At 41.3% G+C, this 9,401-nt stretch carries 18 protein-coding genes; 1 reads left to right on the forward strand and 17 read right to left on the reverse strand.

The features are described from left to right. Positions 1-5: 5 nt before the first annotated feature. The 16 genes from rplF to rplC form a co-directional block, all read right to left on the reverse strand. Positions 6-563 (reverse strand): 50S ribosomal protein L6, encoded by a 558-nt coding sequence (rplF, locus tag CLV57_RS17480; protein ID WP_100342667.1) that lies wholly within the window; start codon positions 561-563, stop codon positions 6-8. Positions 564-579: 16 nt separating this feature from the next. After that, positions 580-978: a 30S ribosomal protein S8 gene (gene rpsH / locus CLV57_RS17485; RefSeq protein ID WP_100342668.1), complete on the reverse strand. Its 399-nt coding sequence runs from the start codon at positions 976-978 to the stop codon at positions 580-582. A gap of 146 nt (positions 979-1,124) precedes the next feature. Next, positions 1,125-1,394, reverse strand: a complete 270-nt coding sequence (rpsN, locus tag CLV57_RS17490; protein ID WP_100342669.1) for a 30S ribosomal protein S14 — start codon at positions 1,392-1,394, stop codon at positions 1,125-1,127. After that, entirely contained in the window at positions 1,387-1,956 is a 570-nt protein-coding gene (gene rplE, locus CLV57_RS17495; RefSeq protein ID WP_100342670.1) for a 50S ribosomal protein L5, read from the reverse strand. The genes rpsN and rplE overlap by 8 nt, the downstream gene beginning before the upstream one ends. Then, positions 1,956-2,285 (reverse strand): 50S ribosomal protein L24, encoded by a 330-nt coding sequence (gene rplX / locus CLV57_RS17500; RefSeq protein WP_100342671.1) that lies wholly within the window; start codon positions 2,283-2,285, stop codon positions 1,956-1,958. The genes rplE and rplX overlap by 1 nt, the downstream gene beginning before the upstream one ends. A 1-nt stretch (position 2,286) precedes the next feature. Further along, positions 2,287-2,655, reverse strand: a complete 369-nt coding sequence (gene rplN, locus CLV57_RS17505) for a 50S ribosomal protein L14 (protein ID WP_100342672.1) — start codon at positions 2,653-2,655, stop codon at positions 2,287-2,289. A gap of 1 nt (position 2,656) precedes the next feature. Beyond that, positions 2,657-2,911 (reverse strand): 30S ribosomal protein S17, encoded by a 255-nt coding sequence (gene rpsQ / locus CLV57_RS17510; protein ID WP_100342673.1) that lies wholly within the window; start codon positions 2,909-2,911, stop codon positions 2,657-2,659. 19 nt (positions 2,912-2,930) lie between these two features. Beyond that, on the reverse strand, positions 2,931-3,140 hold the full coding sequence (gene rpmC / locus CLV57_RS17515) for a 50S ribosomal protein L29 (protein ID WP_100342674.1): 210 nt from the start codon (positions 3,138-3,140) through the stop codon (positions 2,931-2,933). A gap of 86 nt (positions 3,141-3,226) precedes the next feature. Beyond that, positions 3,227-3,649 carry a 50S ribosomal protein L16 gene (rplP, locus tag CLV57_RS17520; protein ID WP_100342675.1) on the reverse strand — a complete coding sequence of 141 codons (423 nt, stop codon included), beginning with the start codon at positions 3,647-3,649 and terminating at the stop codon, positions 3,227-3,229. Between the two features lie 47 nt (positions 3,650-3,696). Then, positions 3,697-4,554 (reverse strand): 30S ribosomal protein S3, encoded by an 858-nt coding sequence (rpsC, locus tag CLV57_RS17525; protein ID WP_100342676.1) that lies wholly within the window; start codon positions 4,552-4,554, stop codon positions 3,697-3,699. A 7-nt stretch (positions 4,555-4,561) separates the two neighbouring features. Next, complete coding sequence (gene rplV, locus CLV57_RS17530) at positions 4,562-4,984, reverse strand: 50S ribosomal protein L22 (RefSeq protein ID WP_100342677.1); 423 nt, start codon at positions 4,982-4,984, stop codon at positions 4,562-4,564. Positions 4,985-4,990: 6 nt separating this feature from the next. Next, positions 4,991-5,257: a 30S ribosomal protein S19 gene (gene rpsS / locus CLV57_RS17535; RefSeq protein ID WP_100342678.1), complete on the reverse strand. Its 267-nt coding sequence runs from the start codon at positions 5,255-5,257 to the stop codon at positions 4,991-4,993. A 2-nt stretch (positions 5,258-5,259) separates the two neighbouring features. After that, positions 5,260-6,087, reverse strand: coding sequence for a 50S ribosomal protein L2 (gene rplB, locus CLV57_RS17540; RefSeq protein ID WP_100342679.1), 828 nt, complete (start codon positions 6,085-6,087; stop codon positions 5,260-5,262). Between the two features lie 8 nt (positions 6,088-6,095). Beyond that, the gene (rplW, locus tag CLV57_RS17545) at positions 6,096-6,386 is read right to left on the reverse strand and encodes a 50S ribosomal protein L23 (RefSeq protein WP_100342680.1); all 291 of its coding nucleotides are present in this window, start codon (positions 6,384-6,386) and stop codon (positions 6,096-6,098) included. Position 6,387: 1 nt separating this feature from the next. Next, positions 6,388-7,017, reverse strand: coding sequence for a 50S ribosomal protein L4 (gene rplD / locus CLV57_RS17550; RefSeq protein ID WP_100342681.1), 630 nt, complete (start codon positions 7,015-7,017; stop codon positions 6,388-6,390). A 1-nt stretch (position 7,018) separates the two neighbouring features. Continuing rightward, a complete protein-coding gene (gene rplC / locus CLV57_RS17555; RefSeq protein WP_100342880.1) occupies positions 7,019-7,636 on the reverse strand; it encodes a 50S ribosomal protein L3 in 618 nt (205 codons plus the stop codon). A gap of 360 nt (positions 7,637-7,996) precedes the next feature. On the opposite strand from rplC, the gene CLV57_RS17560 reads away from it, so the two are divergent. Continuing rightward, positions 7,997-8,902: an EamA family transporter gene (locus tag CLV57_RS17560; RefSeq protein WP_100342682.1), complete on the forward strand. Its 906-nt coding sequence runs from the start codon at positions 7,997-7,999 to the stop codon at positions 8,900-8,902. A 24-nt stretch (positions 8,903-8,926) separates the two neighbouring features. Here the strand turns inward: CLV57_RS17560 and CLV57_RS17565 are convergent, their stop codons facing one another. Beyond that, the gene (locus CLV57_RS17565) at positions 8,927-9,328 is read right to left on the reverse strand and encodes a hypothetical protein (RefSeq protein WP_100342683.1); all 402 of its coding nucleotides are present in this window, start codon (positions 9,326-9,328) and stop codon (positions 8,927-8,929) included. Positions 9,329-9,401 lie beyond the last annotated feature (73 nt).

The following is a 9,401-nucleotide window of genomic DNA, read 5'->3' on the forward strand; positions in this document are numbered from 1 at the left end:
GACGATTATTTTTTAGATGCTGATTTACCTGCTTTTCTTCTTAATACTTCGCCCGCAAACTTGATACCTTTACCTTTATATGGTTCAGGAGCACGTAACGAACGTATTTTAGCCGCTACCTGGCCTATCAGTTGCTTATCAGTTGATTCCAGAATGATGGTTGGGTTTTTACCCTTATCAGCAGTAGTTGAAACTTTAATTTCCTGAGGTAACTCAAACACATAGTGGTGAGAGTAACCTAATACAAGGTCTAACGTGTTACCTTGGTTAGTTGCGCGGTAACCCACACCTACTAACTCTTGCACAACTTTGTAACCTTCTGTTACTCCAACAACCATGTTGTTTAACAAAGCACGGTATAAACCATGTAAAGCTTTGTGGCGTTTTTGGTCTGTAGGGCGTTGAACTAAAAGCTCTGCGCCTTCCTGTACCACTTTAATATCGGTGTCAACCGCTTGATGCAATTCACCTTTAGGGCCTTTTACAGTTACTACGTTATCAGCTGATACGGTAACAGTAACGCCTGCAGGTAATGCAATTGGTGATTTTCCTACTCTTGACATTGCTTAATTCCTCCTATTAATAAACGTAGCATAAAACCTCACCACCAACATTTAACTGTTTAGCTTCTTTATCGGTCATAACACCTTTTGAAGTTGACAGGATGGCGATACCTAAACCATTTAATACGCGTGGCATAGTGTCCATGCCGGCATACCTACGTAAACCCGGACGGCTGATACGCTCGATTGAACGGATAGCCGGGATCTTAGTTATTGGATGGTACTTTAAAGCAACTTTAATTGTGCCTTGCGGTCCGTTATCCTCAAACTTGTAATTTGCAATGTAACCTTTATCAAAAAGAACTTTAGTGATCTCTTTTTTAAGGTTCGATGCAGGAATTTCAACAACCCTATGGTTGGCTTTAATAGCATTCCTTACTCGTGTAAGATAATCTGCGATTGGATCTGTATTCATTATTTGTTGTTTGTGATGACGGTTTCCTTCCCGGACCACCCGGGCGACCTTTCATCGGTTAATCTTAGTTAAATAGAAGATTAGTGATTGGAGATTAGTGTACTCTTAAATAGTCACTAATTTCCAATCACTAATCAACTAATATATTACCAGCTTGCTTTTTTAACTCCCGGGATCTTGCCCTCAAGAGCCATTTCACGGAAAGTAACACGCGAAATACCAAACTGACGCATGTAACCACGCGGACGGCCGGTTAATTTGCAACGGTTGTGCAGTTTTACCGGAGAAGATGCTTTTGGCAATGCGTCTAACGCTACCCAATCACCTGCTTCTTTCAACGCTGCACGTTTTTCAGCATATTTAGCTACTAATTTAGCACGTTTAATTTCGCGTGCTTTTACGCCTTCTTTAGCCATTATTTTGATTTTTGAATGGTAAACCAAATTGTTTCAGTAACTCTAATGCTTCAACATCATTAGTTGCTGAGGTTACAAAGGTAATATCCATACCTTGTATTTTATTAATTTTATCAATATTGATTTCAGGGAAGATAATTTGCTCGGTAATACCTAATGTATAATTACCTTTTCCGTCAAAACCTTTATCATTGATACCTTTAAAATCGCGGATACGTGGCAGAGCTACAGAGATCAAACGATCCAGGAACTCATACATGGTGTTGTCACGTAAAGTAACACGTACACCTACCGGCATATTTTTACGCAATTTAAAGTTAGAGATATCTTTCTTTGATTTAGAAGATACTGCCTGCTGACCGGTAATGGTAGTTAACTCAGTGATAGTGTTCTCGATCAATTTCTTGTCGGTAGTAGCACCACCAACACCCTGGTTGATAGCAATTTTCTCTAATTTAGGAACCTGCATTACGCTTTTGTACTGAAATTTATCTTTCAGTGCAGTACGTATCTCTTCCTTGTACTTTGATTTTAATCTTGGTGTATAAGTTGCTTCAGCCATTACTTAATTTCCTCCCCTGATTTTTTTGCTACTCTAACTAATTTACCGTCAGCATTTTTTTGGCGGCCAACACGGGTAGTTGCTCCTGTTTTAGGATCAATTAACGCCAGGTTTGAAATGTGTATAGCAGCTTCCTGCTTAACAATACCGCCATTAGGGTTAGCTGCATTTGGTTTAGTGTGTTTTGATACCATGTTGGCACCTTCAACAACAGCACGGTTTTTGTCAACCAATACCTCAACCACTTTACCTTGTGATCCTTTTGAATCGCCGGCTATAACTTTAACCAGATCGCCTTTTTTGATCTTTAATTTTGTTTTCTTTTCCATGTTACAATACCTCCGGTGCTAATGAAACGATTTTCATAAATTGTTTCTCACGCAATTCTCTTGCAACAGGGCCAAATATACGTGTGCCTCTCGGCTCATCCTGGTTGTTCAATAAAACAGCCGCGTTATCGTCAAAACGGATGTATGAACCGTCTCTTCTGCGGATCTCTTTTTTGGTTCTAACCACTACGGCTTTTGATACAGTACCTTTTTTTACGTTACCTGATGGCAGCGCGCTTTTAACGGTAACTACTATCTTGTCGCCAATTGAGGCATATCTTTTACCGGTACCGCCTAACACACGGATCACTAAAACTTCTTTAGCGCCGCTGTTGTCAGCTACATTTAATCTTGATTCCTGTTGTACCATCTTATTTAGCCCTTTCTAAAATTTGAACTAATCTCCAGTTTTTGTTCTTGCTCAGCGGACGAGTTTCCATAATCAATACGGTATCGCCAATACCGCAGGTATTAGCTTCGTCGTGTGCCATGAACTTGGTAGTTTTCTTCACGAATTTGCCGTAAATAGGGTGTTTCACCTTACGCTCAACAGCCACAACAATAGATTTCTCCATCTTATTGCTAACTACCAGGCCGGTACGTGTTTTTCTTAAATTTCTTTCCATTTTTCTCGACGCGTAAAAATTAATTTTGTTCAGAAGCTGATGCCGCTTTACGCTTTGTTAATTCAGTATTTAAGCGAGCGATCTCCTTACGTACCTTAGTGATACGGCTTGGATTTTCGATAGCCGAAACCGCGTGCGCAAATTTCAGTTTAGTAAGGTTTGCCCTTTCTTCGCTGATCTTTGCTACCAACTCTTCAGTTGCGAGCTCTAAAATTTCTGAGTTTTTCATTTCTCTTGTTAGTTTTTTGAGTTATTAGTTCTAAGCCGACTTTATCCTAACTGATAACTGCAAACTCAAAACCGCCAACTAATTGTTTATGCTTCTACGTAATCTTTACGTACTACAAATTTTGTTTGTACCGGCAACTTCTGGGCTGCAAGGCGTAAAGCCTCTTTAGCAACTTCCATTGGTACACCTTCTGCTTCAAAAATGATCCTACCGGGGCGTACTACCGCTACCCAGTATTCAGGAGCACCTTTACCCTTACCCATACGTACCTCTGCTGGTTTCTTGGTTACAGGTTTGTCAGGGAAAATTCTGATCCATACCTGTCCTTCACGTTTCATGTAACGTGTTACAGCAATACGGGCAGATTCTATCTGACGGCTGGTGATCCAGGCCGCTTCCAGTGATTTAACACCGAAAGATCCGAATGAAAGTTCTGCGCCACGGGTGGCTAAACCTTTCATTCTGCCTTTTTGCATCTTTCTGAACTTCGTTCTTTTTGGCTGTAGCATTTTATTAAGCTTTAATATCTGTTACGATATTTATTCTACATTAATTGTTATCTTCTGGGTGCGCCGCCCTGACGGTTTTGGCCGCCACGGTTTTGACCACCGCCACGGTTATTGCCACCGCCTCTGCGATCGTTGTTGTTACCACCCCTGCGGTCACCACCGCCTCTTCTTTCGCCTCTGTCGCCGCCGCGTTCATTTCTGAAATCACCGCCGCCTTCAGGGCGTCCGCCTTTACCGCTTGCGCTGCTGGTGCCACCAATGTTTGGAGACAGGTCGCGCTTGCCGTAAACCTCACCTTTGCAAATCCACACTTTAACACCTATTTTACCATAAGTAGTTAAAGCCTCGGCTAATGCGTAATCAATATCAGCACGGAAGGTATGTAACGGAATCCTTCCCTCTTTATATTGCTCACTACGCGCCATTTCCGCTCCGCCTAAACGGCCAGATGTCATGATCTTGATACCCTCCGCACCCATTCTCATGGTTGCAGCGATAGTAGTTTTCATTGCTCTACGGAAAGAGATACGCGCTTCCAGCTGTTTGGCCACGCCTTCTGCAACTAATTGTGCATCAAGCTCAGGGCGTTTTATCTCGAAAATGTTGATCTGAACTTCCTTTTTGGTAAGTTTTTTCAACTCTTCTTTAATCTTGTCAACTTCGGCACCACCTTTACCAATTACAATACCCGGACGGGCAGTGTGAATGGTTACAGTGATACGTTTTAATGTACGCTCAATAACAACTTTAGCTACGCCACCTTTGTTAATACGCGCTGATAAGTATTTGCGGATCCTTTCGTCCTCAACTAATTTATCGGAGTAGTTGTTGCCACCGAACCAGTTAGAATCCCAACCTCTGATGATTCCTAATCTGTTACCTATTGGATGTGCTTTTTGTCCCATTTCCTAATTAGTTGTTTTCATTTTTACTATCAACAATAAGCGTTACGTGGTTTGAACGCTTGCGTATACGGTAACCGCGACCTTGTGGTGCAGGGCGTAAACGTTTAGCCTGACGACCACCACCTACTGATACTTGTTTCACAACAAGATCATCGGCGCTTTTACCTTCGTTTTTAGCTTGCCAGTTGTTAATTGCTGATAAAAGCAATTTCTCAACGCGGATAGCTGCTTCTTTATTAGTGAACTTTAATATACTTAAAGCTTTAAATACATTTTCGCCACGGATCAAATCAACCACCAAACGCATTTTGCGTGGTGAAGTTGGGCAGTTCTGTAATTTTGCAACAGATGCGCCACCAACTTCGGCTTTCGCAGCTTCTTTTTGTTGCCTGATCAATACAGACTTTTTAATTTTTGTTGTTGCTTCCATTGCCTGTTATTTTTTCTTTTCTGCGTGACCGCGGAATGTGCGGGTTGGTGCAAATTCTCCCAACTTGTGACCAACCATGTTTTCTGTTACGTACACCGGTATAAATTTATTACCGTTGTGTACTGCGAATGTATGACCAACGAAATCCGGAGAAATCATGGAACGACGAGACCATGTCTTTACTACTGATTTTTTATTTGATTCATTCAAGGTCAGAACTTTTCTGTCCAGGTTATGATCAATATAAGGTCCTTTTTTAATTGAACGTGCCATTATTATTTCTTCCTTCTTTCAATGATATAACGATCAGATCCTTTTTTCTTGTCGCGGGTTTTGTAACCTTTAGCTAACAAGCCTTTGCGTGAACGTGGGTGACCACCTGACGCACGGCCCTCGCCACCACCCATAGGGTGATCTACCGGGTTCATAGCTACACCACGAACGCGTGGTCTGCGACCTAACCAACGTTTTCTACCTGCTTTACCTAATACTTCGTTTTGCATATCGCCGTTTGATACGGTACCGATAGTTGCTAAACAAGTAGCCAGGATCATGCGGGTTTCGCCAGAAGGTAATTTAATAACAGCGTATTTACCATCACGGGCAGCAAGCTGCGCGTAGGTACCTGCTGAACGGGCAATTGAGCCACCCTGACCAGGATTCAATTCAATGTTGTGAATGATTGAACCCAGAGGGATAGTTTTTAATGGTAAAGTATTACCAACCTCAGGAGCTACGTTCTCGCCAGAAATAACAGTTTGACCAACTGTTAAACCTTCCGGAGCTATCATGTATCTTTTCTCGCCATCAGCAAAGTGTAGCAGAGCTATACGTGCTGTACGGTTTGGATCATATTCAATTGTAGCAACAGTTGCAGGGATGTCAAATTTGTTGCGTTTAAAGTCAATTAACCTGTATGACTTTTTGTGGCCACCGCCAATGTAGCGCATGGTCATTTTACCGCTGTTGTTACGACCGCCTGATCTCTTGTTTACAGATACTACTAACGATTTTTCAGGAACGTTTGTAGTAATGTCAGAGTTATCAGCACCTACCCTGAAACGGGTACCCGGCGTAACCGGTTTAAATCTTTTTACTGCCATCTCCTTATTTATATATTGCTATAAAAATCAATTACTTCACCGTCTTTCAACGTAACAACCGCTTTTTTCACTGTAGCAGCACGACCCGATACCGGTCCGGCTTTAGTGTTGCGGGTTTTAAGTTTTCCAACGTATCTCATGGTGTTTACAGCTGTAATATTAACGCCATACATGGCTTCAATAGCTGCCTTGATCTGAATTTTGTTAGCTTTCGGGTTAACCAGGAAAGCGTAACGGTTAAGCTTATCAGTTAACTGAGTAACTTTTTCAGTAAGTAAGGGTTTTCTTAAAATTTCCATATTACTTAGCTAATGCTTCCTCCAAAACTTTAACAGTACCCGTAGTTAACAAAAGCTTACCTGCGTTTAACACGTCATAAGTGTTTAACTGGTCGGCAGTAATTACTTTAGCTTTCTTCAAGTTTCTGCTTGATAAATAAACATTGTTATTTGCAGCCGGTAATACCAATAATGTTTTCTCATTAGTAGCATTTAAGTCTGCAACCAGCTTGATGTAGTTTTTAGTTTTGATAGATTCAAAGTTGAAATCTTCTAAAACTATAACATTGCTGTCTTTTGCTTTGTATGATAAGGCTGAGTAGCGAGCAAGCGTTTTAAGCTTTTTGTTTAGCTTAAAGCTGTAATCGCGTGGCTGCGGACCGAATACGCGACCACCACCATTGAACAATGGAGATTTTACGCTACCGGCACGTGCACCGCCTGTACCTTTTTGTTTGTATAATTTACGGGTTGAACCTGCAATCTCATTACGCTGTTTAGCTTTATGAGTACCTTGACGCTGGTTAGCTAAAAATTGCTTAACATCTAAGTAAATAGCATGATCATTAGGCTCAATACCGAAAATAGCTTCAGGAAGCTGCACCTTGGCACCTGTTTCTTGACCTGATACATTTAATACTTTAACTTCCATCTTATTTATCCACTATTACCATTGAACCTTTAGCTCCTGGTATGGAACCTTTAACAACTAACAGGTTTTGCTCTGCGTAAACTTTCACAACCTCTAAGTTTTGAACTTTAACGCGCTCATTACCCATTTGACCCGCCATGCGCATACCTTTAAATACGCGTGAAGGCCATGATGAAGCACCCAGTGAACCCGGCGCACGTAAACGATTGTGCTGACCGTGAGTTTGCATACCCACACCACCAAAACCATGACGCTTTACCACACCCTGAAAACCTTTACCTTTTGAGGTACCAACCACATCAACAAAGTCGCCTTCAGCAAAAATCTCGACAGTAACGGTGTCGCCTAAAGACTTTTGGTCTTCAAAAGATTTGAATTCAACTAATTTACGTTTTGGGGTTGTTCCGGCTTTTTGGAAGTGTCCTTTTAAAGGAGCTGAGGTGTTTTTTTCTTTTTTCTCGCCGTAAGCTAACTGTACGGAAGAATACCCGTCTGTTTCAACAGACTTGATTTGTGTTACCACGCAAGGGCCAGCTTCGATAACGGTACAAGGGATGTTTTTCCCTGTGCCATCGAATATGCTGGTCATACCTACCTTTTTACCAATTATTCCTGACATTTTAAATTTTTTTTGCGTCCATCGAAGCAGTAGGGCTTCGTTCAAGACATGTTATCCCCCGAAAGGGACGGCAAAGATAGATATTTTGTATTAAATGTCAAATACTTAGTGAGTTATTTTTAAATATTTATTTGACTGAGAATTTCTCAGGTTTCAGCAATGATAAATTCCTGAACTGATTAGCGATACTTTGATTAAAACGAGATTTAGTAAAGGCGCGTCATGTTCGCCTGTAATGCAACCAGGCAGTCTGTTCGGCATATTCGGCGCGTAAAAACGGCTTTGCGACTTAATATTTTAACAATTACATGTTAAAACGCCCCAGGTATTTTTTCATATTTGCGCCATAATACATCTGCTTTGAATAACTCTAAATATTATCTGGCAGCTATTGTTGCTTATGCTACCTGGGGCTTTTTTAGTCTGGTGCTGAAGCCGCTGGCCGCTTATCCTTCTATAGATCTGCTGTTTTATCGCGTTTTTAGCTGCGCATTACTGATGTTGCTTATTGTTGTATTATTTAAACGCAAGGCGGTTACAGATGCTATTAACGTTTATAAAATACTATCCCCAAAAAGGCGTCGCAAGGTATTAATGCTAAACATTGGCGGCAGCTTATTGCTTAGCTTTAACTGGTTCAGCTTTATTTATGTAATGAACCATGTAAGTGTAAAGGCTGCATCGCTGGCTTATTTGGTTTGCCCGGTATTGACAACCGTACTTGCGTTCTTCCTTTTGAATGAAAAACTAAGCAGATTACAATGGGGTGCTGTAGCCCTAAGCTTATTAAGTTGCTTGCTTCTTTCCTACGCTAATATAACAGACATGTTTTACAGCATATTAGTAGGACTGAGCTACGCCGGCTACCTGGTGAGCCAGCGTAGAAATGTAGGCTTTGATAAATTTTTAACGCTTACCTTTCACATTGTGCTATCGGCAATTATGCTATTGCCGTTTTACCCCGCCTTTGGCGGGCCGTTCCCTACCGAAATTAAATTTTACGTCTACATAGAAACCATAGCGGTATTCTTCACCATTATGCCGCTGTTTTTAAACCTGTATGCGTTGAGAGCTTTGCCATCATCAACCCTGGGCATGTTGCTTAATATTAATCCTATCATCGGCTTTACATTGGCCGCATTAGTTTACAAAGAGCAGATCAGCGCCATGCAAATTGTTGCTTACTCATTGATTTTGATTGCTGTGGTGGTGTTTAATGTGAGGATGATGTGGACTGGCGCAAAGAAGAAGGTGACCGCTAAATAATAAGCGTTAACTTCGTATTTGCTATCACGGATTTTTAGGCCCGTAGAAAGTTGTACCGCCAGCAGACGCCTTTTTCTCCAACTGGTTCGGTGTGCGCTTTTTATTGCTGTTGACCACACCAAGATACTTTTTTAAAACCTGCTTTTGCTGTTCCGTACCTTTCTTTAGCGTTTTATCAATATGAGTTCGATAAGCTGCTATAAAAGCTTCGTCGTTACCGAAGCCGTAAAAACAGGCTATCTGTGCAGCAGTCAACCCCTCATATTCTTTATAAGTGGGTATATCTAACTTGTATGTGTTAGTTTTTTTATCCCAATTATAGCTTACGGCATCATCACCTTTTATTAATGGATTATCGTTGTTAGCGCACCAGGGGCAATCACTATCTTCGATTGCTCCCGGAAAGAAATTATAGCTATAACTCACCCATATCGATTCGCTCTCTTGCCCTGAGCCGTCGAATTTAATATTGCTTTTGACCTCCTGATTTAATGACAGT

This window comes from Mucilaginibacter auburnensis (assembly GCF_002797815.1).
GTDB lineage: Bacteria > Bacteroidota > Bacteroidia > Sphingobacteriales > Sphingobacteriaceae > Mucilaginibacter > Mucilaginibacter auburnensis.

Excerpts from the sequence above, each read along its gene's own strand:
- rplF (WP_100342667.1), bottom strand. The coding sequence starts at position 563 with ATGTCAAGAGTAGGAAAATCACCAATTGCATTACCTGCAGGCGTTACT.
- rpsH (WP_100342668.1), bottom strand. The coding sequence starts at position 978 with ATGAATACAGATCCAATCGCAGATTATCTTACACGAGTAAGGAATGCT.
- rpsN (WP_100342669.1), bottom strand. The coding sequence starts at position 1,394 with ATGGCTAAAGAAGGCGTAAAAGCACGCGAAATTAAACGTGCTAAATTA.
- rplE (WP_100342670.1), bottom strand. The coding sequence starts at position 1,956 with ATGGCTGAAGCAACTTATACACCAAGATTAAAATCAAAGTACAAGGAA.
- rplX (WP_100342671.1), bottom strand. The coding sequence starts at position 2,285 with ATGGAAAAGAAAACAAAATTAAAGATCAAAAAAGGCGATCTGGTTAAA.
- rplN (WP_100342672.1), bottom strand. The coding sequence starts at position 2,655 with ATGGTACAACAGGAATCAAGATTAAATGTAGCTGACAACAGCGGCGCT.
- rpsQ (WP_100342673.1), bottom strand. The coding sequence starts at position 2,911 with ATGGAAAGAAATTTAAGAAAAACACGTACCGGCCTGGTAGTTAGCAAT.
- rpmC (WP_100342674.1), bottom strand. The coding sequence starts at position 3,140 with ATGAAAAACTCAGAAATTTTAGAGCTCGCAACTGAAGAGTTGGTAGCA.
- rplP (WP_100342675.1), bottom strand. The coding sequence starts at position 3,649 with ATGCTACAGCCAAAAAGAACGAAGTTCAGAAAGATGCAAAAAGGCAGA.
- rpsC (WP_100342676.1), bottom strand. The coding sequence starts at position 4,554 with ATGGGACAAAAAGCACATCCAATAGGTAACAGATTAGGAATCATCAGA.
- rplV (WP_100342677.1), bottom strand. The coding sequence starts at position 4,984 with ATGGAAGCAACAACAAAAATTAAAAAGTCTGTATTGATCAGGCAACAA.
- rpsS (WP_100342678.1), bottom strand. The coding sequence starts at position 5,257 with ATGGCACGTTCAATTAAAAAAGGACCTTATATTGATCATAACCTGGAC.
- rplB (WP_100342679.1), bottom strand. The coding sequence starts at position 6,087 with ATGGCAGTAAAAAGATTTAAACCGGTTACGCCGGGTACCCGTTTCAGG.
- rplW (WP_100342680.1), bottom strand. The coding sequence starts at position 6,386 with ATGGAAATTTTAAGAAAACCCTTACTTACTGAAAAAGTTACTCAGTTA.
- rplD (WP_100342681.1), bottom strand. The coding sequence starts at position 7,017 with ATGGAAGTTAAAGTATTAAATGTATCAGGTCAAGAAACAGGTGCCAAG.
- rplC (WP_100342880.1), bottom strand. The coding sequence starts at position 7,636 with ATGTCAGGAATAATTGGTAAAAAGGTAGGTATGACCAGCATATTCGAT.